Here is a 22,729-nt window from a genome sequence, read left to right on the forward strand (position 1 = left end):
GGCCGATCAAAAACAACAATAAGTGGACATCGAACATGCCAAACCTTACTCGGGACGCCGTGACGGCGCGCCCTGTTTTATCGCTCGTCCATCTGCTGGCCTGTCTCGGGCTGAGCCTGGGGGCTCCCGCCTTGCGGGCGGAGGGCTTCATCGACGACAGCCACGGCACCCTGACCCTGCGCAATTACTACATCGACCGCGACTACAAGGACGACGGTGCCAAGACCGCGGCCAGGGAGTGGGCCCAAGGCCTCATCATGAACGTGGAGTCGGGGTTTACCCCCGGCACGGTTGGGTTCGGTCTGGACGCTCGGGGGTTGGTGGGGGTCAAGCTTGATTCTTCACCGGATCGCAGCGGCACGGAGTTGTTGCCAGTGTCCAGCAGCGACAAGCGCGCCGCGGACGAGTATTCACGCCTGGCACTGACCGGCAAGCTGCGCTTGGGTCAGACCACGGTGAAGACCGGCGATGTGTCGATCTTCCTGCCGTTTGCCTTTGCCAGCCCGTCCCGGCTGCTGCCGCAGACCTTTCGCGGGACGACCCTCAGTTCCAAGGACATCGACGGGCTGACGCTGAACACCGGTTACATCGATCGCATCAACCGGCGCGACTCCACCGACTACCAGGCGATGAGCATCGCCTCACCCAACCGTCGTTTCAACGGAGCGGCGACTTCTTCCCATATGGCTTATGTGGGCGGCGACTACCAGGTCAACAAAGACCTCAGCCTGCGGGCTTACCACGCCGAAGTGGCAGACCTGTACCAACAGAACACCCTGGCGTTGTTGCATAACCTGCCCCTGGGCGATGGCGTCCTGACCACCGACCTGCGCAGCTTTTTCAGCGACGAAGAGGGCGCGGCCAAGGCTGGAAAGGTGGACAACCGCAATGTCTCGGCGCTGGTCGGTTATCGTCTGGGCGGCCATCGCGTGAGCCTGGGCTACATGCATTCCAGCGGCGATACGGCCACGCCTTATGTGTCTGGCTCCGAGCTGGTGGGTTTGAGCGAAATGACCATGAGCTCAGATTTTCTCAATGCCAAGGAACGCACCTGGCAGGTGATCCATGACTATGATTTCGCCGCCGTGGGCGTGCCGGGCCTGCGGACTCGACTGCGTTATGTGCGTGGCGATCACATCGAGCTGGTGGCCCTCAACGCCGAGGACCGCAAGGAGCGCGAGTTCCAGATGGAGTTGGGGTACGTGATCCAGGAAGGTCCGCTAAAAAACGTCGGGCTGTTGGCGCGCAAGTCGATCTATCGCAACAACTTCCCGGGCACGGCGGCGTTTCGCGACGAGAACCAGACCCGGTTCCTGGTGACGTACAGCGTGCCGATCTGGTGATACCTACGGCACGCCCGTTGAGCCTGTAGGCGCCATGTAGGTGCCATGTAGGAGCTGTCGAGTGCAACGAGGCTGCGATCTTTCCCAATACACTTGAATCTCAAGCGAAAGATCAAAAGATCAAAAGATCGCAGGCTTCGCCAGCTCCTACAGAATTCAGCGCACGCTTGCTTCGCTACTGGTAAACCTTCTTCAACAACCGCAGCAACGCCTCACGCTCGGCCCCGGAGAGGGTAGCCGTGGAGTCAAGGTCACTCTGGGCGGCAATCTGCTTGAGTTCCTTGAGCAGGGTTTCGCCAGTCTTGCTCAGGAAAATCCCGTAGGAGCGTTTATCCGGCTTGCACCGCACACGCACGGCCAGGGCCCGGCTTTCCAACTTGTTCAGCAGCGGCACTACTTGCGGTGGTTCGATCGCCAGGGCCTTGGCCAGGTCGGCCTGCATCAGACCGGGATTCTGGTCGATGATTGCCAGGGCCGAGAACTGGGCAGGGCGCAGATCGTGGACGGCGAGTCGGCCAATCAGGTTCTGGAACAATTTCAACTGGGCGCGGCGCAGGGCGTAACCGATCAGGTCATCCAGCGCAGAGTCCAGCGGCGCCTGCGCGTCGGTACCGGCGGCCAGGGGCTCGGCGGGTTCGGCAAGCTTGGAAGACTTGGCCATCGAAGTGAACTTCCTCAAGGTAAGTGATTAACAAGGCTATCCAGTTTGCCGGGGTTGCGGCCACCTGGCTATGGGCACGCGCATATTCGTGATGTGTAACCTTCGATCCAGGCCCAGAAAAGTACAGATAAATCGATTAATAGTTAATTGACATAACTAATTTTCCAGTTTAGTTTTTGATCATCTTCAGTCAAGAACAAGAGAGCACGCATCATGAGCAATTACGAAGGTCGCTGGAAGACGGTCAAGGTCGATATCGAGGAGGGCATCGCCTGGGTCATCCTCAATCGCCCGGAAAAACGCAACGCCATGAGCCCCACCCTCAACCGCGAGATGATCGACGTGCTCGAGACGCTGGAGCAGGATCCGGCCGCTGGGGTATTGGTACTGACCGGGGCTGGTGATGCCTGGACCGCCGGCATGGACCTCAAGGAGTATTTCCGCGAAGTGGATGCCGGACCGGAAATCCTTCAGGAAAAAATCCGTCGCGAAGCCTCGCAATGGCAATGGAAGCTGCTGCGCATGTACGCCAAGCCAACCATCGCCATGGTCAACGGCTGGTGTTTTGGTGGCGGTTTCAGTCCGCTGGTGGCGTGCGACTTGGCGATCTGCGCCGACGAAGCGACCTTCGGGCTCTCGGAAATCAACTGGGGCATCCCGCCGGGCAACCTCGTCAGCAAAGCCATGGCCGATACCGTGGGCCATCGCCAATCGCTGTACTACATCATGACGGGCAAGACGTTTGGCGGGCAGAAAGCCGCCGAAATGGGCCTGGTCAACGAAAGCGTTCCCCTGGCGCAACTGCGTGAAGTCACGGTGGAACTGGCGCGCAACCTGCTTGAGAAGAACCCGGTGGTGCTGCGGGCCGCCAAGCATGGTTTCAAACGCTGCCGCGAACTGACCTGGGAGCAGAACGAGGATTACCTGTACGCCAAGCTCGACCAGTCGCGCCTGCTCGACACCGAAGGTGGTCGCGAGCAGGGCATGAAGCAGTTTCTGGACGACAAGAGCATCAAGCCTGGCTTGCAAACCTATAAGCGCTGAAACCAAAGGCGAATGGCGGGCCGCATCCCGCTGTTCGCTGCGTCGCCCTGGCGCTACTGTTAAACCGCTGCGATGTATTCCCGATAAAGACAAAAAGAGGAATCACCATGCTGGACGTGCCCCTGTTGATTGGCGGCCAGTCGTGCCCGGCCCGTGACGGCCGGACCTTCGAACGCTGCAACCCGGTGACTGGTGAGGTGGTATCTCGTGTGGCCGCCGCCACCCTGGAAGATGCCGACGCCGCCGTGGCCGCCGCCCAAGCGGCGTTTCCGGCCTGGGCCGCGCTGGCGCCCAACGAACGTCGCACGCGACTGTTGCGTGCGGCCGAGCAGTTGCAGGCCCGCAGTGGCGAATTTGTCGCCGCTGCCGGCGAGACCGGGGCCATGGCCAATTGGTACGGTTTCAACGTGCACCTGGCGGCGAACATGCTGCGCGAAGCCGCTTCCATGACGACCCAGATCAACGGCGAAGTCATTCCTTCGGACGTGCCTGGCAGTTTCGCCATGGCCCTGCGTCAGCCTTGCGGCGTGGTGCTGGGCATCGCCCCCTGGAACGCCCCGGTGATTCTCGCCACCCGCGCCATCGCCATGCCCCTGGCCTGCGGCAACACCGTGGTACTCAAGGCTTCTGAAATAAGCCCGGCGGTGCATCGGCTGATCGGCCAGGTGTTGCAGGACGCAGGGCTGGGTGACGGTGTGGTCAACGTGATCTGTAACGCCCCCACGGATGCGCCGGCCATTGTCGAGCGGTTGATCGCCAACCCGGCGGTGCGCCGGGTCAATTTCACCGGTTCGACCCACGTCGGGCGCATCGTCGGCGAACTGTCGGCGCGCCACCTCAAACCGGCCTTGCTGGAACTCGGCGGCAAGGCGCCGCTGCTGGTGCTGGACGACGCCGACCTGGACGCCGCGGTGCAAGCGGCGGCCTTCGGCGCCTATTTCAATCAGGGCCAGATCTGCATGTCCACCGAGCGATTGATCGTCGATGCCCGTGTGGCGGATGAGTTCATCGCCCGCTTGACCGCCAAGATTGCCACCCTGCGCGCCGGTGATCCGGCGGCCGCTGATTCGGTGCTGGGCTCGTTGGTCGATGTCAGTGCCGGTCAACGCATCAAGGGGTTGATCGACGATGCCCTGGCCAAAGGTGCAACGCTGGTCACAGGTGGGCAGTTGGAAGGCAGCATCCTGCAGCCGACTTTGCTCGACGGCGTCACAGCGCACATGCGCCTGTACCGCGAAGAGTCCTTCGGGCCGGTGGCGGTACTGCTGCGCGGTGACGGCGATGAAGAGCTGCTGCACCTGGCCAACGACTCCGAGTTCGGTCTGTCGGCCGCCATCTTCAGTCGCGACACCACCCGTGCGCTGGCCTTGGCCCAGCGGCTTGAGTCGGGCATTTGCCACATCAACGGGCCGACTGTGCACGATGAGGCGCAGATGCCTTTCGGTGGAGTCAAATCCAGCGGTTACGGCAGCTTTGGCGGCAAGGCGTCCATCGAGCATTTCACCCAGTTGCGTTGGGTGACCTTGCAGAACGGTCCCCGGCATTACCCGATCTGAAACCCGTCGCATTGCGGGCGGTCGAGCCTTGAAAGCCGCCGCCCCGATGCAGGCCAGAATAACAATGACAAGGCCGCAGCCCGGTGCTGCTACGCTCCGTTCGCATTGCGACCCGAGCGTGCCTTGGTGGAGGAAATGTACGTGAGTTCCGAGTCTAGATCGTCCTCCCGACCCGAGGCCGGGCGGTATCGTCAGGTGTCGATTGGTCATCCTGCCGTCGAAGTCCTGGAAGAGCGTGGCATCTTGCACATGCGCTCCCTGGAGCCGCTGGCCCCGCTACCGGCGCGGTTGCTCGAGCGCCTGGTGTACTGGGCCGAGGTGCGCCCACAGCAGACGTTTATCGCGGCCCGTGAAGCCGGGGGTGACTGGCGTCGAGTCAGCTACGCGCAGATGCTCGACAGTGTCCGGGCCATCGCCCAAAGCCTGCTCGGTTACGGTTTGTCGGCTGAAAAACCCTTGGCGCTGCTCTCCGGCAACGACATCGAGCACCTGCAAATGGCCCTCGGCGCGATGTACGCCGGTATTCCCTATTGCCCGGTGTCACCGGCCTATTCATTGCTGTCCCAGGATTACGCCAAGCTGCGTCACGTCTGCGATCTGTTGCAGCCGGGGCTGGTGTTTGTCAGCGAAGCTGCACCGTTCGAGCGAGCGATCACCGCCGTATTGCCGGCGGACGTGCCCTTGATCACCGTGCGTGGGGAGATAGCTGGTCGGTCGAGGACAAGCTTCGCCAGCCTGCTGGCCCAACCCGGCGGCGTCGAGGCCGAGCAGGCGTTCGCCGCCACCGGCCCGGACAGCATCGCCAAGTTCCTGTTTACCTCAGGCTCCACCAAGCTGCCCAAGGCGGTGATCACCACCCAGCGCATGCTTTGCGCCAATCAGCAGATGCTGTTGCAGACCTTTCCGGTGTTCGGCGAGGTGCCGCCGGTGCTGGTGGACTGGCTGCCGTGGAACCACACGTTCGGCGGCAGCCACAACGTCGGCATCGTGCTGTACAACGGCGGCACGTTCTACCTGGACGACGGCAAACCCACTGCCCAGGGCTTCGCCGAAACCTTGCGCAACCTCAAGGAAATTTCGCCGACCGCCTACCTGACCGTGCCCAAGGGCTGGGAGGAACTGGTCAACGCCCTGGAGCGGGATGGGGAGTTGCGCGAGCGCTTCTTCAAGCGCATCAGCCTGTTCTTCTTTGCGGCGGCGGGTTTGTCCCAAAGCACCTGGGACCGGCTCGACAAGGTCGCCGAACAGCATTGCGGCGAACGTATCCGCATGATGGCAGGCCTGGGCATGACCGAGGCGGCGCCGTCCTGCACCTTTACCACCGGGCCGTTGTCCATGGCCGGCTACATTGGCCTTCCAGCGCCTGGCTGCGAGGTGCGCCTGGTGCCGGTGGACGGCAAGTTCGAGGGGCGTTTTCGCGGGCCGCACATCATGCCTGGCTACTGGCGCTCGCCGCAGCAAACTGCCGAGGTATTCGATGAGGAGGGTTTCTATTGTTCGGGGGATGCGATCAAGCTGGCCGATGCCAGCAATCCCCAACTGGGACTGATGTTCGATGGGCGGATCGCCGAGGATTTCAAATTGTCTTCCGGTGTCTTCGTCAGCGTCGGGCCGTTGCGCAACCGGGCGGTGCTGGAGGGCACGCCCTACGTCCAGGACCTGGTGATCACCGCACCGGATCGTGAGTGCCTGGGTGCGCTGGTGTTCCCACGGCTTGCTGAGTGCCGGCGCTTGTCAGGCCTGGGCGCGGACGTCAGTGACGCCCAGGTCCTTGCCAGCTCGGTGGTACGTCAATGGTTCGTCGACTGGCTGCAGCGCCTGAACCGCGAAGCCAGCGGCAACGCCAGTCGCGTGGAGTGGATTGCCTTGCTCGATGAGCCAGCCTCCATCGACCGCGGTGAAATCACCGACAAGGGCTCGATCAACCAACGGGCGGTGTTGCAGTGGCGGGCGGGGAAGGTCGAGGCGCTGTATCGCGGGGAGGATGCATCGATCCTGCGGGCGGGACCTGTGGCTTAAAGCAAGATCTTGTGGATGTTCATAAATGCCAGGCTCATCCACAAACTCCTGTGGGAGCGAGCCTGCTGCTGGCGATAGCGGTGGTTCAGCATCAGTGATGTTTCTGACACACCGCTATCGCCAGCAGGCTCGCTCCCACAGTTTTAACCCCTCACAAAATCTCTTGGGGGCTGGAGGCTGTTACTTAACGCCGTCCCAGCAGCAAGCCCACCACCAGCCCGAAACCAGCGCTAATCGCCACGGTCTGCCAGGGGTGGCCGCCAATATAGACCTCAGTGGCGTCGACCATGGGACGGGTGCGCTCCCGTGCGCTGGCGACCGAATCAAGCGCTTGCTGCAGTTTTTGGGAGATCTGGCCCCGCAGGTCGTCAGCTTCTTCACCCACCAGTGAGGCACTGCTTTTGAGCAGCTTTTCCGATTCTTCGATCAACGCCTTCAGTTCGCTGAAGGCTTGATCCTTGATTTGTTCTCCATTCGCTTGCACGGTGCTTTTACGGGCCATTGAAGTACTCCTTGCTGATGATGGCATTGAACAATGGAGTGCTGCGCATGTGCAAAAGTTGCAACGTTTGGCCTTGTCCGCGCAGCCCATCACAAATCGTGGTTAAGACGTTTCCCTGCAAGGTGTAAGATGGCGCCTATTTACGCAACAGGTAATTCCCATGAGCTTCAATCTGGCTGACAAGCCCTTGGCCGAGCGGGCCGCGCTGGAAGACGAAAAATCCCGACTTTTTGAACTGTGGCAAAACAACCTGGGTAAAGCCAAAGGCGATGCTGCGCGCTTGTTCGGCGAGCGCTCCAAACGCAAGGGCAAGTGGGCCGAGTGGGTGCGTACCGAACTCGATGGCATGTCGCCGCCGGAGTACGCCAACATGGTGCGCAGTGAAGTCAATCGACTGATGGCCGCCAACAAGTAAGCCTTAGGCAAATGTTGCCGTAATGGCTTCGCGAACCTTGAGCATTGTCGGTTCCATTTGCGTGTGGGTTCGCCATCCCAGTTCGATGGGGTAGCGGGGCAAGGCCAGGGGGCAGGGCAGCAAGGCCAGGTCGCTGAGGTCGGCGATGGCCCGGGCGGCATGGGTCGGGATGGTCGCCACGGCCTGGCTGCCCTTGAGCAGGAACGGCAACGCGGCAAAGTGGGTGGTCGAGGCACAGACTCGCCGAGTCAGGCCAAGCCCGGCCAGCCCTTCATCGGTGATGCCGATGAAACCACCCGAAGACACCAACAGATGTTCACGGGCCACGAACGCCTCCAGGCTGAGGGATTGCTGGCCTTGCGCCAGGCTCGCTGGGTCCAGGAGGCAGGCGTAATCGCCTTCGCCCAACACCTGGCGGCTGAGCAATCGCTGCGCGAAACCGCCCGCCGTGATCGCCAGGTCAAGGTCGCGCTCCATCAGGGCCCTGCCGACGATCTGACTGTGGGTCTGGCGGAAAATCAACCGCAGACCAGGCGCGCGTCGGGCCACGTCGTCGATCAGGCGTCGCCCATGGGCAATCTCGAAATCGTCCGACAGGCCGACGATGACCGAACGGCCTTCGTAATGGCTGGCGTCCGGGTCGACCATCGCCAGGCTCTGGCGGCATTTATCCAGCGCCTCGCTGATCACAGGCTTCAGTTGATTGGCCCGCAGCGTCGGCGCCAGCCCCCGGCCGGTGCGCACGAATAATTGATCGTCATACAAACCGCGAAGCCTGCGCAGCGCGGCGCTGATGGCCGACTGGGTCACGCCCAGGCGCACGGCAGCGCGGCTGGCACTGGATTCATCATGCAGGGCTTCGAAGGTCTTGAGCAGATTGAGGTCGATGTTGGTGATATTCATAAGGCTCATATCATTTAGCAGCATTCTGGGCTTTATTCATGATCAGCCGCTGCCTGAGAATCAGCAACACCTGATGATCAAGGAGTTGAAAAACCATGCCAAAATCCATTGTGGCTGTCCTGCAGATCGGTTCATTGCCTGGCGGCAAGGACGAGACCCTGGCACAGATCCTTTCCTACGAACAGGCCATTCGCGAGGCTGGTGCGCGGCTGGTGGTGATGCCTGAAGCGCTGTTGGGTGGCTACCCCAAGGGCGAGGGGTTCGGGACTCAGTTGGGTTACCGGTTGCCGGAGGGGCGCGAGGCGTTTGCCCGCTATTTTGCCAATGCCATTGATGTGCCCGGCGTTGAAACCGAGGCGCTGGCCGGGCTGTCGGCGCGTACGGGGGCGAGCCTGGTGCTGGGCGTCATCGAGCGTGTCGGCAGCACCCTGTATTGCACCGCGCTGTATTTCGAGCCCGATGCGGGCCTGGTGGCCCGGCACCGCAAGTTGATGCCCACCGGCACCGAGCGGTTGATCTGGGGCAAAGGCGATGGTTCGACCTTGCCGGTGATCGACAGCCAGGTCGGCCGGCTCGGCGCCGCGGTGTGTTGGGAAAACATGATGCCGCTGCTGCGTACCGCGATGTACGCCAAAGGCGTGGAAGTCTGGTGTGCGCCAACGGTGGATGAGCGAGAGATGTGGCAGGTGACCATGCGCCACATTGCCCACGAAGGTCGCTGCTTTGTGGTCAGTGCCTGTCAGGTCCAGGCCTCGCCTCAGGCTCTGGGTATTGAGGTCGCGCACTGGCCGGCCGAGCGGCCGTTGATCGCCGGTGGCAGTGTGATTGTCGGGCCCATGGGCGATGTGCTGGCCGGGCCGCTGAAAGACACGGCGGGGTTGCTGACCGCTGAAATCGATACCGATGAACTGGTGCGGGCGCGCTACGACTATGACGTGGTCGGGCATTACGCCAGGCCGGATGTGTTCGAACTGGTGGTGGACGAGCGCGCCAAGCCCGGCGTGCGCTTCACCGGCTGATCACCAGGTGGCTGCGGCGCCCGGCAAGTCGAGGGTTCCGCGGTCAACGAAGCGCAGGGTGCCGAATACGCCACCAGCGAGCTTGCCCTTGAGCACATAGGGCAGATTGTCCAGGCTTTGGGTCTGGCTCAGGCCCAAGGTCTGACGCAACACCGAAAACGCCGAAATGCTCACCGGGACACTGAGAATCGCCTCGGAAAAGCGCGGGATCGAGCCGGTCTGGTCACTGACCCCCGTCGCCAGCGTACGGCCGTTGACCTCCAGCTCCAGCGCCACACCGTTGTAGTCGATGGCGGTTTCGTTGGGGTTCTGCACGCGCAGTTTCACGGCGAAACGCACCTCCAGGCCCTGGTTGGGCAAGGGGTCGATGCCGACCACGTTGATATTCAGCGGATCACGGTGGGGGAAGAGGGCGCAGGCGCTCAGGCTGAGCAGTATCAGGAAAACGGAAAGGCCGAGGATTCTGCGCATGGATACACTCTCAAAGGATGAAGGAAAGCTCGGGAGACTGTTGAGTACGATAACCCACATCGGCCCCATCGAAACGGCAAACCACCTGGTGGGGGCCAGGCTTGCCTGCGATGAAGCTTTCCGCAACCGAGGTGTCTGTTTCGCCAGCAAGCATTGCTCCCACAGCCTTGCGGGGCAAAGTCCACCCTGCTCTCGGTCCAAACAAGGTTCATGGCTCCTGACAATTTCTGACACCAGCCTCTGCTATTCTGCGTCAACTTTTTCTTTCTGGATCGTCCATCGTGTCGCGTACCTCTCGGTTGCTCACTTTGCTGCAAGTCTTGCGGGGCAAGCGTTGCCCGGTCACCGCTGCGACATTGGCGGGCGAACTGAACGTCTCTGAGCGCACCTTGTACCGCGACATCGCCGAACTCACCGCCCTCGGGGCGCCGATCCAGGGCGAGGCGGGCATTGGCTATGTATTACGCAGCGGCCTGTTCTTGCCGCCCCTGATGTTCACCGCTGATGAAATCGAGGCCATTGTGCTGGGCCTGCGCTACGTCGATCAGCGCGCCGACGAGGTGCTGGGCAAGGCCGCCGCCGACGCCCTGGCGAAGGTCGCTGCAGTGTTGGCCCCCGATGTGCGAGACGCCTTGCGCAACCCCACGGTACTGCCCGGGCCACCGGGTTATGGTTATCCGCAGAACACGGTGGAACTGAATGTGTACCGTCAGGCCATTCGCGCCCAGGCCAAGCTGCACATCGATTACGCCGACGTGAACAAGACCCCGAGCCAACGCTTGATCTGGCCACTGGCCCTGGGCTTTTTCAATGAGGCGCGGGTGGTGGTGGCCTGGTGTGAATTGCGCGGCGCCTATCGGACGTTTCGCACTGACCGGATTGCCTCTGCCACCGAGCAGGGCGAGCGTTATCCTGGCCGACGCAGCGACTTGCTGCGTGACTGGTTTGCGCTGATGAAGCTGGACGAAACCGGGCGTTTCACTCCTGACAAAAACTGACACAGCGCTGTTCTAGCATGGTGCCAGATCGATAAAACAAGGAGCCGTACCATGTCCAATCCCGTCTCTTCCCTGGCCCCTGCCATCGCCGGCTACATTGCGGCCGCCAATGCCCGTGACAGTTCGGCGGTGACGCGTTTCTTCGCCGAGGATGCCAACGTGTTCGATGAAGGCCAGCACCGTGTTGGCGCCCAGGCCATCGCCCAATGGATGGAAGACACCGCCCGACGCTTCCAGCCACGTGTGGAAGTCCTCAATGTGCAGCAACGCACTGGCAAGGTGCTGGTGCACAACCTGATTTCCGGGACGTTTCCCGGCAGCCCACTGGAGTTGCGCTATACCTTCCGGCTCGATGAGCAGGGGAAGATCAGCCGGTTGGATATCTCGATTTAAAGTTCTGCACCCTGAAAGGTGAGCGTTGTTGTGGCGAGGGATTTATGTGTGGGGCAAGCCTTGCTCCCGCAGATAAACCTCCACGCCACAGTTCTGTGCAGGGTTCCTGTAATCGCCTGCCATGGCATACTCCCCACCTTCGTTTTCCGGACCCGGGCCGTATGACCTTCGACTCCCCCTTGAGTGCCTGGCAGCATGCCATCGCACACCACGGTTTCGTCCAGGACGAGGCCCAGGAATTGGCCATCATGACACTGGAGCAATGCCACAAGGCGTTGCACGAAGGTCGCAAGTCGATCACGGGCGTTTATCTCTGGGGCCCGGTGGGGCGTGGCAAGACCTGGTTGATGGACCGTTTTTATGAAAGCCTCAAGGTGCCGGCCCGCCGACAACACTTCCATCATTTCATGGCGTGGGTGCATCGGCGTTCATTCCAGCTCACTGGCACACCGGACCCTTTGCAAGCCCTGGCCCGGGAGTTGAGCGCTGAAGTACGGGTGCTGTGTTTCGACGAGCTGTTCGTCAACGACATTGGCGATGCAATCATCCTTGGGCGCCTGTTCCAGGTGATGTTCGAGCTGGGCATGGTGGTGGTCAGTACCTCCAACCTGCCGCCGGATGAACTCTATGCCAACGGCCACAACCGTGAGCGTTTCCTGCCAACCATCACCGCGATCAAGCAATACATGCAGGTCGTGCCGGTGAACGGCTGGCAAGACCATCGCCAGCACCCAGGTCAATTACAGCAGCGTTATTGGCTGCGCGATCTTGGGCAATGTGATCCGCTGGGCAATGTCTTCATCGAGTTGACCGCCGGGCAAGCGTCGAACAGCGCGCCGATCAAGGTTGGTCATCGCCTGCTTGAACCGCTCCAGGCCAGCGATACCGTGCTCTGGAGCCGTTACCCCGACCTGTGCGAGCAGCCGTTTTCAGCGTTGGATTTCATGGCGTTGTGCGACCGTTTCCGTGTCATCCTGCTCAGTGACGTGCCGTGCCTGAGCGCCGAACAGCGCGAAGGGCGCATTGCCCGTGGCACCGAAGACGGTGTCGAACGGGTCGAGGCCGGTGATCGCGAATTGCCGCAGTTGTCGATCCACGATGATGGCGTACGGCGTTTCATCGCCCTGGTCGACGAATGTTATGACCGCAAGGTGCCGCTATGCCTTTCGGCCCAGGTGCCGATGGATGAGTTGTATACCGAGGGCTATCTGCAATTCCCGTTTCGCCGAACCCTCAGCCGCCTGCAGGAAATGCAAATGCAACGTTTTGGTCAGCAAGCCTGATCTGTATCCCGCCGACGGCTTCGAGCCGGCGACACTAACGAAGAGAGATGGAAGGTCATGGAAGAAGCAAAGGACATCCTTGTACTGCAAGCCAGCTACACCAACCCGGTCCACGCTGAAGCGATCTGTCATGTGCTCAATGGCTATGCCCAGGACCCGATGGGCGGGGGACATCCATTGCCGGCCGAGGTGCTGCTGCACGTGCCCGAGGAACTGGCCAAGCGCCCTCATGCCTTTAGCGTGCTGGCTTTCGTCAACGGCGAACCGGCGGGGCTGGTCAATTGTTTCGAAGGTTTTTCCACCTTTGCCTGTCGGCCACTGGTGAACATCCACGACGTGGCGGTCATGAAGGACTTTCGCGGCCTCGGGCTGAGCCAGAGGATGTTGCAGAAGGTCGAAGACATCGCCCGCCAGCGTGGTTGCTGCAAGATTACCCTGGAAGTGCTCGAGGGCAATGCCGTGGCCCAGGCCAGCTACGCCAAGTTCGGCTTTGCCGCTGGCATGTTCGACCCGGCCCACGGCCCTATGGAGTTCTGGATCAAGCCCCTGTAAAAGCGTGCGCTTGGTGGCTCCGGTTATTTCTTGACGACCGCCGCCAGCGGTGCCTTGGGTTGCATCAGGCTGAAGTCGATCAGGGCTTTGCGTGGGGTTTGATAGGGGTCGCCAATCAACAGCGGGCGAGCCTTGAAGTCCGTGCTGACCAGGCTCTTGCTGTGGTCCAGTTCATCAAAATTCAAGCCAGCCATGTCCGCCCAGGTGTGAATCAAGTGCGAGCTGCTGTACGGCCGTGACAGGTCGCCGGCAAAGTTCCAGTCATGGCTTTCGCGCCACTTGGGTGATGCCCAAGCCATGAAGGGGATGGTGTACATCGGCGCGGTCGGCTTGCCCTCGTTACGGCCCAGGGTGCCGTGGCCAGAGGAGTCGAACACGTCTTCACCATGGTCCGACAGGTACAGCAGGAAGCCGTTGGGGTCGGTCTTGGCGTAGTCCTTGATCAGGCTGGACACGACGAAGTCGTTGTACAGCACCGCGTTATCGTAGCTGTTGTAGGTCGGGACCTGATCATCACGCAGGCCTGCCGGTACGCCTTGGCGGTCGGTGAACTTGTTGAAGGTCGGCGGATACCGGTACTGGTAGCTCATGTGGGTGCCGAGCAGATGCACCACGATCAGCTTGCGCGGGGCGCTGTCGGCCAGGGCTTTGTTGAACGGCTCGATCACATCGCCATCGTACTGTGCGGAATTCTGGTTGCGATTGTTGTTCAGGTACACCTGCTCGTCGGCCTGTTGGGAAAAAGTCGTGAGCATGGTGTTGCGTTTGGTCATGGTCTGCTGGTTAGTGATCCAGAAGGTCTTGTAGCCGGCCTGCTTCATCATGCTCACCAGCGACGGGGTGCTCAAGTACCGGTCCGGGTTCTGTTCGTCGGCGAACGTCAGCACCTGCTGGAGCGCTTCGATGGTGTAGGGGCGCGGGGTGATGACGTTATCGAACACCGACAGCTGGTCCTTGAGCTTGTCCAGCCCAGGCGTGGTTTCCCTCGGGTAACCGTAGAGACTCATGCGCTGGCGGTTGGTGGATTCGCCGATCACCAGCACCAGGGTTGCCGGCTCGTTGGCCGTGGCATCCTTGAGATTGCGCAAGGGGGCGATCTTGCTGGCGCTGTTGAGCATGCCTTGCATGTTCTCCAGCTGTTCACCGTAGCGACGATACGCCACCAGCATCTGCCAAGGCACCGCAGGCTCGATGCGATCTTCGAATTTTTCCAGGCCTGCGGCAAAGCTGCCGGTGCGCTGGGTCTGCTTGATCAGCGGATAACCGACCACCGCCAAGACAATGGCGACTGCTGCGACCATGGCCTGGCCCCGGGGCAGGTACACCGGGCGCAGGCGGGTCCAGAGCCAATAGCCGACGGCGGTGTGGGCCAGGAACGCCACCACCATCCACCAGGCAAAATACTGCGTCAGGTACTCGTTGGCTTCAGACACGTTCGATTCGAACATAATGAAGATGACGCTCTGGGAAAATTCTTGCTGATAAATGAAGAAGTAGCCCAGGCTGGCCATGGAACAGGCCCACAGCACCACGCCGATCAAGGCGGCCAGCACCCGCGTGCGGGCGGGGAAGAGCAGCATGGGCGCCAACCACACGGCGCTCATCACGAACGCTTGGCGAAAGCCGGTGAAGCCGGAGGTGTCGCTCAATAGAATGAGCAGTTGGGTGATGCCCGAGAAGTACCAGAAGAACAGAAACAGCCAGCCAAACCCGGCCCAGTCGAAACCTTTCGCAGTCGTTTTGCTGCGTTTGAACAAACTCATCAATCGCTCCAGCCTTTATCGACGACGCTGTGGGCACCGGATTGGTGGCCGCAGGCACACGCCAAGCAACCTTAAAGGCGGGGAGTATCACGAACCATTCGTGAAAAGTTCGTGAGTTTTTCGGTTACAAAACGCGGGGAAAGGAACAAGCCGATAGCGAGACAGGCGAAGAGACTCCCATCCTGTGGCGAGGGAGTTCCCGCTGGCCTGCGCCTGTAGGAGCTCTACAAGAGCTCAAGGAACTGTGAGCTGTGTAGGAACTGTGCAGGAGCTGTCGAGTGCAACGAGGCTGCGATCTTGTCCCAGACAGTTGAGTCTCAAGAGAAAGATCAAGATCAAAAGATCGCAGGCTTCGCCAGCTCCTACTTACCTCTGGGCGGTTACCGAGCCAGGGACTGGCTCTGGTGGGGCAACTGGGCGTGTTGCAACTGCATGCGCAACTGCGTCACTTCATCGAGCAGCAGATCACGCTCTTCCTTGAGTAGGCGTAATTCGTCGCGACGAATGGTTACATAAAGGGTTTGGGGGGGACGTGCGGTAACGACAGGGTCCATTGCTCACCTCGCAAATGGCGTACATCAACTGTAGAGATGTCGCCAGTTTTTGGTCGACACCTCTACTATCGGCGCCGATTCTGATTTCTTTTGCTCGTGATTGGAACTTTTTTATTTTTCATGGTCGCTGTGTCTTCGGCCGGATCTTGAGCTTTATCCCTTGTGATCGCTCGAATTACCCGGAAACTATGCAGCACTGCTCTGGACTAACCTCCATTAGTCGATAGCGTTAAATCTATGACACACCTTTATTTGTAGTAGGGAGCATCAGCACATGCAACTCGGGATCATTGGACTGGGCCGCATGGGCGGCAATATTGCGCGGCGCCTGATGCTCAAAGGGCACGCCACCGTTGTCTATGACCGCAATGCCGCTTTTGTCGAAAACCTGCGCCAGGAAGGCGCCACGGGCGTGACCGATCTGCCGGCACTGGTCGCTGGGCTGGAGAAACCACGGGCGGTCTGGGTCATGCTGCCGGCCGGCGCACCCACTGAAGACACCATCAACGTCCTCAGCGAACTGCTGGAGCCGGGTGATGTGATCATTGACGGCGGTAACACGTACTACAAGGACGACATCCGTCGCGCCCAGGCCCTGTCGGAAAAAGGCCTGAGCTACATCGATGTCGGCACCTCCGGCGGCGTTTGGGGCCTGGAGCGCGGCTATTGCATGATGATTGGCGGTGGTGTCGACGTGGTGAAGCGCCTGGACCCATTGTTCGACAGCCTGGCCCCAGGCATGGGCGACATCCCGCGCACCCGTGACCGCAAATCCGACGATGACCGCGCCGAACGTGGCTACATCCACGCGGGGCCGGCCGGTTCGGGACATTTCGTGAAGATGATCCACAACGGCATTGAGTACGGAATGATGCAGGCCTTTGCCGAGGGCTTTGACATCCTCAAGACCAAATCCAGCGAAAGCCTGCCACCAGAGCAACGCTTCGACCTGAACGTGGCCGATATCGCTGAAGTCTGGCGTCGTGGCAGCGTGGTGTCGTCCTGGTTGCTGGATTTGACCGCTGACGCGTTGGCCAGCGATCCGAGGCTGGACGGTTTTTCCGGCGAAGTCGCCGACAGCGGTGAAGGGCGCTGGACCATCGAGGCTGCCATTGAGCAAGCGGTTCCGGTTCCGGTCCTGTCCAGTTCGCTGTTTGCCCGTTTCCGCTCGCGTCAGCAAAGCACGTACGGTGACAAAATGCTCTCGGCCATGCGCTTCGGCTTTGGCGGCCACGTGGAGACACCCAAAAAATGACCTCGATCGGCAGCAAATCCAAGGCAGAACCCGCGCCGCCGACCACGTTGTTTTTGTTTGGCGCCCATGGCGATCTGGTCAAGCGTCTGCTGATGCCGGCGCTTTACCACCTCAGTCGCGACGGTTTGCTGGGCGATGGGCTGCGGATCATCGGAGTTGACCACAACGCCATCAGCGATGTGGATTTTGCCAAGAAACTCGAGGACTTCATCCGTAACGAAGCGGCGAGCAAGGGCGGGGATGCCGACCGGGCGCTCGATCCGGTGCTGTGGGCCAAGCTGGCCCAGGGCATCAGCTACGTCCAGGGCGATTTCCTCGATGAGAGCACCTACCAGGCGCTGGCGGCGAAAATCGCTGCCAGCGGCACTGGCAACGCGGTGTTCTACCTGGCGACCGCGCCGCGCTTTTTCAGTGAAGTGGTCAGCCGCCTCGGTGCGGCCGGGCTGCTTCAGGAGCAGGAGGGGGCCTTCCGGCGGGTGGTGATCGAAAAGCCGTTCGGTTCCGACCTGCATACCGCCGAAGCGCTGAACGCCTGCCTGCTCAAGGTCATGAGCGAAAAACAGATCTATCGCATCGACCATTACCTGGGTAAGGAAACGGTGCAGAACATTCTGGTCAGCCGTTTCTCCAACAGCCTGTTCGAGGCGTTCTGGAACAACCACTACATCGACCACGTACAAATCACCGCCGCTGAAACGGTCGGCGTGGAAACCCGTGGCAGTTTTTATGAACATACCGGTGCCCTGCGGGACATGGTACCCAATCATCTTTTCCAACTGCTGGCGATGGTGGCCATGGAGCCGCCAGCGGCGTTTGCTGCCGACGCAGTGCGTGGGGAAAAGGCCAAGGTCGTGGGGGCGATCCGGCCCTGGTCGGTGGAGCAGGCCCGGGCAAATTCGGTTCGCGGCCAGTACTCTGCCGGTGAAGTCGGCGGCAAGGCGGTAAACGGTTATCGCCAGGAGGCCAACGTAGCTCCCGACAGCAGCACCGAGACCTACGTCGCCCTCAAGGTCATGATCGATAACTGGCGGTGGGTGGGTGTGCCGTTTTACCTGCGCACAGGCAAGCGCATGAGCGTGCGGGACACGGAGATCGTCATCTGCTTCAAGCCAGCACCTTATGCGCAGTTTCGCGACACCGACATCGACGAACTGCAGCCTACGTACTTGAGAATTAAGATCCAGCCCAACGAAGGCATGTGGTTCGATCTACTGGCCAAGCGGCCGGGGCCGGCACTCGACATGGCCAATATCGAATTGGGATTTGCCTACAAGGATTTCTTCGAAATGCAGCCGTCCACGGGTTACGAAACCCTGATCTACGATTGCCTGACCGGTGACCAGACGCTGTTCCAGCGCGCTGACAACATCGAAAACGGCTGGCGCGCCGTGCAGCCGTTCCTTGATGCCTGGCAGCAGGACGCGGCATTCCAGCCCTATAAGGCCGGTGAAGATGGCCCTGCGGCCGCCAATGACTTGCTGACCCGCGATAGCCGCGTCTGGCATGGTCTTGGATGAGCGATCTGGTGAAGCCCCCCATCCGTTTCTTGCTCAGCGACATGGACGGTACACTGCTGTTGCCCGACCACAGTCTGAACCAGCGCACCATTGAGGCGGTTCGCTCATTGCGTGAGGCCGGTGTGCTGTTCAGCCTCGCCACCGGGCGACCGCCGCGGGCCATGTTGCAGCAGATCGAGGCGCTAGGTGTCGACCTGCCCACGGCGGCGTTCAATGGTGGCACGCTGGTTCATCCCGATGGCAGCTTTCTTGCCGTCCACTACCTGCCCCCCGAGGCAGCGCTGGCCACACTGGCCCTGTACGCCGATCAGCCCGGCATCGAAGTCTGGGTATTTGCCGATGGCGACTGGCTGGTGCGCGATGCCAACGGTCCTATGGTGCCGGTGGAGACGCGAGGCCTGGGGTATCCGCCCATCGAAGTGCAGAGCTTCGAACCCTACTTGGAGCGCATCGACAAAATCGTCGCGACCAGCGCCAACACTGAGTTGCTGGTCGAGCTGGAGGCTCGCTTGCATCCGCTGCTCAAAGGCCAGGCCCAAGTGTCGCGTTCGCAGCCGATCTATTTGGACGTGACGGCGATGAAGGCAAACAAGGGCGAAGCACTGTCCACTCTGGCTGAGTTTCTGAACGTGCCATTGGAGCAGACTGCTGCGATGGGGGATGGTGGTAACGATCCTGCGATGTTCCATCGTGCGGGGCTGTCCATTGCGATGGGGCAGGCGGAAGAGGCGATCAAGCGTCAGGCTGATGTTGTCACTGCGGCCAACATCCAGGACGGTGCGGCTATGGCGATCGAGCGGTACATCCTGTCCCGCTGAAATTCGGCTGTTGCTCTCAAGTCCAGGTTCATCCGGGTGCGCACACGGTGGTTCGCACCCGGATATTTTGGGCGGATGGTTCAGTTTCGCGATGATCGAGAGTTGGCACTGATCAAAACGATGACTCCCAGGATGGCTGCCAGGGTAGAACCCAAAAGCACTCCGATTTTAACTTCGTCTACCAAATGCGGCGCGCCTGGAAAGGCTAGCGCACCTATGAACAGACTCATGGTAAAACCGATCCCGCAGAGCAAGGCCACCCCATAGAGCTGAAGCCAGCTGACGCCTTCAGGTAGCCTGGCCAGGCCGCAACGTATGACCAGTGTTGTCAGGCCGAACACCCCAAGTTGTTTGCCGAGCAGCAATCCCAGAGCAACCCCTAGCGGAACCGGATCGATCAGGTTGCTCGGCGAAACTCCGGCGAGCGATACGCCTGCGTTGGCGAAACCGAAGATGGGTACAATCGCAAAAGCGACCCACGGATGCATTTTCTCCTCAAGGTAGAGAAGCGGTGACTTGCGTTCATCGAGGGGGTTACCCAGCGGAATAAAGAACGCAAGAATGACACCAGCCAATGTTGCGTGGATGCCGGACTTGAGCATGAAGAACCACAGCAGTGCACCCACGATTAAATAGGGGAGTAGTCTCCTCACGCCGCAGCGATTGAGCACTGCCAGCAAGGCAGTCGCCCCCAGCGAAGCCAATAGCATGTTGACGGACAAATCGCTGGCGTAGAAAAGCGCGATGATGAGAACAGCCCCAAGATCATCGAGAATCGCCAGGGCGGAAAGGAAAACCTTCAGGGCAACAGGGGCGCGCTTGCCAAGCAGCGATAACACGCCTAACGCAAACGCGATATCCGTGGCCGCTGGAATGGCCCACCCGCCCATGGTTTGGGCGTTGCCCCAATTGACCAGGCTATAGATCAAGGCAGGCAACAGCATCCCGCCAAGCGCGGCGAACCCAGGAAGAGAGCGCTGGTTCCAGCTTGAGAGTTGGCCCATCAGCATCTCACGCTTGATCTCAAGGCCAACCAGCAGAAAAAACACCGCCATAAGGCCGTCGTTGATCCAATGCTCGATCGAAAGCCCCAGAGCATGGATCTTCAGCAACGCAAAATAATCGGCTGACCAAGGAGAGTTCGCAACCAGGAGTGCGGCCAGCGCGGCTCCCATCAAGACAAGGCCACCTGCTGATTCTGCGGCGAAAAATCTGGATAGAAAAGCTCGGGCGGACGCTGACTCGGTATTGTTCTGGGTTTTGCTCGGGCGCGACGGTTCTGCACTCATAGGCACGACTACTCCGCGCTGGCGGCCCGACCTTCGCTAGATTCAACCTGTCCTGCCGCGTTGTTGCGGTGACACCCTCGCGGCTATTCTACACAACCAGCATACCGCAAGGGCCAGTGTTGCCACATTCATTGCTAAATATGACAAAACTGTTCAGGGGGCGGTTGTGTCGGTGCGGGTGGGAATGGAGGCCATAACGGTCTGGTGAAAAGACCAAAGCGCTGAAAAAATCGTCGATGAGACGAAGAGGCCAGCATTCAATCCCTGAGCACTGGCAGTGCATAGCTGCCCGGTTCTTCGGTTGCTTGAAAAATGGCCTCTCAATTCCAACGCCAAGCCAGCAAACAACAACTGGCTTGACCGGGAGTTATTCAGGCATCGACCAGGATTGCAATGTGTAGCCTTCCTGGCTCAGTTCGGCGCGGGCCTGTTTCAACAGGTCAGCCAGTTTGATCGGGTCGGTATAGGCGCTGCTTGGAATCTGGGTGCGGCCAATACGTGCATTGGTGCGGTCGATGACGGTCAGGCTGAGTTCACCGTTACCGTCTTGTGGAGCCCAGGCCACGCATTGGAAAGGACGGAATGCGCGGTCGGCAATCAAAAGAGCTTCGTTGATACGGAGCGGGGCGTTCATGGCGTTTTCTCTTAAGTGTGCCCAAACAAATGATGTGCCGTCGGTTGGGCGTACCGTGCGGCTGGTTACTTGTACTGATGTCCTGAACCGGCAGGCGGGTCACACATTATTTAAATAAATTTCGATTTTCTTTCAGGCCAGGCTTTTTGGGTTTTGTTTGAAAGCACCTTGAAAGAAACAAGCCTGCAATAACTAAGGAAACGCTTGCTTATAACCAGTTTGACGCGATCTCAATAATCAATTGATACATGGACGCGTCAACTTCTTGCTACTGTTACATGCAGGTTTGCCAAACACCTGTTTCTAATCATATTTCCTTATTTTGGCGCCAAGGATCAGTCATGATCGAAGCCGGTACGTCACGTCGTCTGCTCGTGGTTGATCCCTGCGATGATTGCCATCGCCTGTTGCCGGGTCTGCGCACCATTGGCTGGGATGTGGACAGTTGTGCCCTTGAACACGCCAGCGATCGGACGTGTGACGTCGGCCTTTTGCGATTGCAGCCTTTTCATCTGGAGCGCCCGGAAGCGGTCAAGGAGTTGATCAGCCGTAGCGGCACCGAATGGATCGCTGTGCTCAACCAGGAAGTGTTGCGCCTGCAAAATGTCGGTGATTTTGTCTGCGAATGGTTTTTCGACTTCCATACCTTGCCCTTCGACGTGTCCAGGGTCCAAGTGACACTGGGCCGGGCGTTTGGCATGGCGCGCCTGCGGGGACAGGGATCGATCCACATTGATCAGCCCGAACATCAATTGCTGGGCGACAGCAAGCCGATTCGCGAACTGCGCAAATTGTTGAGCAAGCTGGCGCCCGCCGAGTCACCAGTATTGATTCGAGGTGAGAGCGGTACCGGCAAGGAGCTGGTGGCGCGCACCCTGCATTGTCAATCTCACCGTCGTAATAACCCGTTCATCGCCATTAACTGCGGTGCCATCCCGGAGCACCTGATCCAGTCCGAGTTGTTCGGGCATGAGAAGGGCGCGTTCACCGGGGCTCACCAACGCAAGATCGGGCGGATCGAGGCGGCCCACGGTGGCACCTTGTTTCTAGATGAAATCGGCGACCTGCCGTTGGAGCTACAGGCCAATCTGCTGCGTTTCCTGCAGGAAAAACACGTTGAGCGGGTCGGTGGCAGCCAGCCGGTTGCGGTCGATGTGCGGGTCTTGGCGGCCACCCATGTGGACCTTGAGGCGGCCATTGAGCAAAAGCGTTTTCGCGAGGATCTGTATTACCGCTTGAACGTGTTGCAAGTAGCGATGGCACCGCTGCGCGAGCGTCATGGTGACCTGGCGATGTTGGCCAGCCACTTCTCCCATTTCTATAGCCGGGAAACCGGTCGCCGTCCCCGCAGCTTCAGCGAAGATGCGCTGGTGGCGATGGGCATGCATGACTGGCCGGGTAATGTGCGGGAACTGGCCAACCGTGTCCGCCGCGGTTTGGTGTTGGCCGAAGGGCGACAAATCGAAGCCCCTGACCTCGGGCTGGCCAGTCACCCGGGCGTCGCGGCACCGATGGGCACCCTGGAGGAGTACAAGACCCGCGCCGAGCGCCAGGCCCTGAGCGATGTGCTCAACCGTCACAGCGACAACCTGAGCGTGGCTGCCAGGGTGCTGGGCGTGTCCCGACCGACTTTCTATCGGTTGTTGCACAAGCATCAGATTCGCTAGAACTGCCTGCAACAATTCAATGTGGGAGCGGGCTTGCTCACGAAAGCGGTGTGTCAATGATATTGATTAACCT

Annotated in this window: 22 protein-coding genes; 14 read left to right on the forward strand and 8 right to left on the reverse strand. The window is 60.2% G+C overall.

Annotation, left to right across the window (positions count from 1 at the left end):
- The first annotated feature begins 35 nt into the window (after nt 1–35).
- Nucleotides 36–1,343 carry an OprD family porin gene (locus AACY42_RS11055; RefSeq protein ID WP_339479285.1) on the forward strand — a complete coding sequence of 436 codons (1,308 nt, stop codon included), beginning with the start codon at nt 36–38 and terminating at the stop codon, nt 1,341–1,343.
- A 175-nt stretch (nt 1,344–1,518) separates the two neighbouring features.
- Here the strand turns inward: AACY42_RS11055 and AACY42_RS11060 are convergent, their stop codons facing one another.
- Nucleotides 1,519–2,004: a MarR family winged helix-turn-helix transcriptional regulator gene (locus tag AACY42_RS11060; protein WP_339479286.1), complete on the reverse strand. Its 486-nt coding sequence runs from the start codon at nt 2,002–2,004 to the stop codon at nt 1,519–1,521.
- A gap of 213 nt (nt 2,005–2,217) precedes the next feature.
- Here AACY42_RS11060 and AACY42_RS11065 point away from each other — a divergent pair, with 213 nt between their 5' ends.
- The 3 genes from AACY42_RS11065 (at nt 2,218) to AACY42_RS11075 (ending at nt 6,623) form a co-directional block, all read left to right on the forward strand.
- The gene (locus AACY42_RS11065) at nt 2,218–3,048 is read left to right on the forward strand and encodes a p-hydroxycinnamoyl CoA hydratase/lyase (RefSeq protein WP_339479287.1); all 831 of its coding nucleotides are present in this window, start codon (nt 2,218–2,220) and stop codon (nt 3,046–3,048) included.
- A gap of 107 nt (nt 3,049–3,155) precedes the next feature.
- A complete protein-coding gene (locus tag AACY42_RS11070) occupies nt 3,156–4,604 on the forward strand; it encodes an aldehyde dehydrogenase (protein ID WP_339479289.1) in 1,449 nt (482 codons plus the stop codon).
- A gap of 141 nt (nt 4,605–4,745) precedes the next feature.
- Nucleotides 4,746–6,623, forward strand: coding sequence for a feruloyl-CoA synthase (locus AACY42_RS11075; RefSeq protein WP_339479290.1), 1,878 nt, complete (start codon nt 4,746–4,748; stop codon nt 6,621–6,623).
- 184 nt (nt 6,624–6,807) lie between these two features.
- Here the strand turns inward: AACY42_RS11075 and AACY42_RS11080 are convergent, their stop codons facing one another.
- Complete coding sequence (locus AACY42_RS11080; RefSeq protein ID WP_014338130.1) at nt 6,808–7,125, reverse strand: DUF883 family protein; 318 nt, start codon at nt 7,123–7,125, stop codon at nt 6,808–6,810.
- Nucleotides 7,126–7,285: 160 nt separating this feature from the next.
- Between AACY42_RS11080 and AACY42_RS11085 the strand changes: the two genes are divergently transcribed.
- Nucleotides 7,286–7,540, forward strand: coding sequence for a hypothetical protein (locus AACY42_RS11085; RefSeq protein ID WP_339479291.1), 255 nt, complete (start codon nt 7,286–7,288; stop codon nt 7,538–7,540).
- 3 nt (nt 7,541–7,543) lie between these two features.
- On the opposite strand, the gene AACY42_RS11090 is transcribed toward AACY42_RS11085, so the two are convergent.
- Complete coding sequence (locus AACY42_RS11090) at nt 7,544–8,452, reverse strand: LysR substrate-binding domain-containing protein (RefSeq protein ID WP_339479292.1); 909 nt, start codon at nt 8,450–8,452, stop codon at nt 7,544–7,546.
- Nucleotides 8,453–8,538: 86 nt separating this feature from the next.
- Here AACY42_RS11090 and AACY42_RS11095 point away from each other — a divergent pair, with 86 nt between their 5' ends.
- Complete coding sequence (locus AACY42_RS11095; RefSeq protein WP_339479294.1) at nt 8,539–9,462, forward strand: carbon-nitrogen hydrolase family protein; 924 nt, start codon at nt 8,539–8,541, stop codon at nt 9,460–9,462.
- Here the strand turns inward: AACY42_RS11095 and AACY42_RS11100 are convergent, their stop codons facing one another.
- On the reverse strand, nt 9,463–9,933 hold the full coding sequence (locus AACY42_RS11100; RefSeq protein ID WP_339479296.1) for an LEA type 2 family protein: 471 nt from the start codon (nt 9,931–9,933) through the stop codon (nt 9,463–9,465).
- A gap of 281 nt (nt 9,934–10,214) precedes the next feature.
- Here AACY42_RS11100 and AACY42_RS11105 point away from each other — a divergent pair, with 281 nt between their 5' ends.
- The 4 genes from AACY42_RS11105 (at nt 10,215) to AACY42_RS11120 (ending at nt 13,159) form a co-directional block, all read left to right on the forward strand.
- Complete coding sequence (locus AACY42_RS11105; RefSeq protein ID WP_003202404.1) at nt 10,215–10,931, forward strand: helix-turn-helix transcriptional regulator; 717 nt, start codon at nt 10,215–10,217, stop codon at nt 10,929–10,931.
- 51 nt (nt 10,932–10,982) lie between these two features.
- Nucleotides 10,983–11,324: a nuclear transport factor 2 family protein gene (locus AACY42_RS11110; RefSeq protein WP_339479298.1), complete on the forward strand. Its 342-nt coding sequence runs from the start codon at nt 10,983–10,985 to the stop codon at nt 11,322–11,324.
- A gap of 161 nt (nt 11,325–11,485) precedes the next feature.
- Complete coding sequence (gene zapE / locus AACY42_RS11115) at nt 11,486–12,607, forward strand: cell division protein ZapE (RefSeq protein WP_339479299.1); 1,122 nt, start codon at nt 11,486–11,488, stop codon at nt 12,605–12,607.
- Nucleotides 12,608–12,664: 57 nt separating this feature from the next.
- Nucleotides 12,665–13,159 carry a GNAT family N-acetyltransferase gene (locus tag AACY42_RS11120; RefSeq protein ID WP_339479301.1) on the forward strand — a complete coding sequence of 165 codons (495 nt, stop codon included), beginning with the start codon at nt 12,665–12,667 and terminating at the stop codon, nt 13,157–13,159.
- Nucleotides 13,160–13,182: 23 nt separating this feature from the next.
- Here the strand turns inward: AACY42_RS11120 and AACY42_RS11125 are convergent, their stop codons facing one another.
- Together AACY42_RS11125 and AACY42_RS11130 are read right to left on the reverse strand one after the other, a co-directional pair.
- On the reverse strand, nt 13,183–14,922 hold the full coding sequence (locus tag AACY42_RS11125; RefSeq protein WP_339479302.1) for a phosphoethanolamine transferase CptA: 1,740 nt from the start codon (nt 14,920–14,922) through the stop codon (nt 13,183–13,185).
- 380 nt (nt 14,923–15,302) lie between these two features.
- Complete coding sequence (locus AACY42_RS11130) at nt 15,303–15,476, reverse strand: DUF6026 family protein (RefSeq protein WP_339479303.1); 174 nt, start codon at nt 15,474–15,476, stop codon at nt 15,303–15,305.
- 250 nt (nt 15,477–15,726) lie between these two features.
- Here AACY42_RS11130 and gnd point away from each other — a divergent pair, with 250 nt between their 5' ends.
- The 3 genes from gnd to AACY42_RS11145 are packed head-to-tail and all read left to right on the forward strand — an operon-like array spanning nt 15,727 to nt 19,066.
- Entirely contained in the window at nt 15,727–16,731 is a 1,005-nt protein-coding gene (gene gnd, locus AACY42_RS11135; protein WP_339479450.1) for a phosphogluconate dehydrogenase (NAD(+)-dependent, decarboxylating), read from the forward strand.
- Nucleotides 16,728–18,248 carry a glucose-6-phosphate dehydrogenase gene (gene zwf / locus AACY42_RS11140; protein ID WP_339479304.1) on the forward strand — a complete coding sequence of 507 codons (1,521 nt, stop codon included), beginning with the start codon at nt 16,728–16,730 and terminating at the stop codon, nt 18,246–18,248. The genes gnd and zwf overlap by 4 nt, the downstream gene beginning before the upstream one ends.
- On the forward strand, nt 18,245–19,066 hold the full coding sequence (locus AACY42_RS11145; RefSeq protein WP_339479306.1) for an HAD family hydrolase: 822 nt from the start codon (nt 18,245–18,247) through the stop codon (nt 19,064–19,066). The genes zwf and AACY42_RS11145 overlap by 4 nt, the downstream gene beginning before the upstream one ends.
- A gap of 80 nt (nt 19,067–19,146) precedes the next feature.
- Here AACY42_RS11145 and nhaA read toward each other — a convergent pair whose 3' ends face one another.
- On the reverse strand, nt 19,147–20,355 hold the full coding sequence (gene nhaA, locus AACY42_RS11150; protein ID WP_339479307.1) for a Na+/H+ antiporter NhaA: 1,209 nt from the start codon (nt 20,353–20,355) through the stop codon (nt 19,147–19,149).
- A gap of 367 nt (nt 20,356–20,722) precedes the next feature.
- Nucleotides 20,723–20,989 carry a hypothetical protein gene (locus tag AACY42_RS11155; protein WP_339479310.1) on the reverse strand — a complete coding sequence of 89 codons (267 nt, stop codon included), beginning with the start codon at nt 20,987–20,989 and terminating at the stop codon, nt 20,723–20,725.
- A gap of 341 nt (nt 20,990–21,330) precedes the next feature.
- On the opposite strand from AACY42_RS11155, the gene AACY42_RS11160 reads away from it, so the two are divergent.
- Nucleotides 21,331–22,656 carry a sigma-54 dependent transcriptional regulator gene (locus AACY42_RS11160; RefSeq protein ID WP_339479311.1) on the forward strand — a complete coding sequence of 442 codons (1,326 nt, stop codon included), beginning with the start codon at nt 21,331–21,333 and terminating at the stop codon, nt 22,654–22,656.
- Nucleotides 22,657–22,729 lie beyond the last annotated feature (73 nt).

Source organism: Pseudomonas sp. RL_5y_Pfl2_73, assembly GCF_963970515.1.
Lineage (GTDB): Bacteria > Pseudomonadota > Gammaproteobacteria > Pseudomonadales > Pseudomonadaceae > Aquipseudomonas.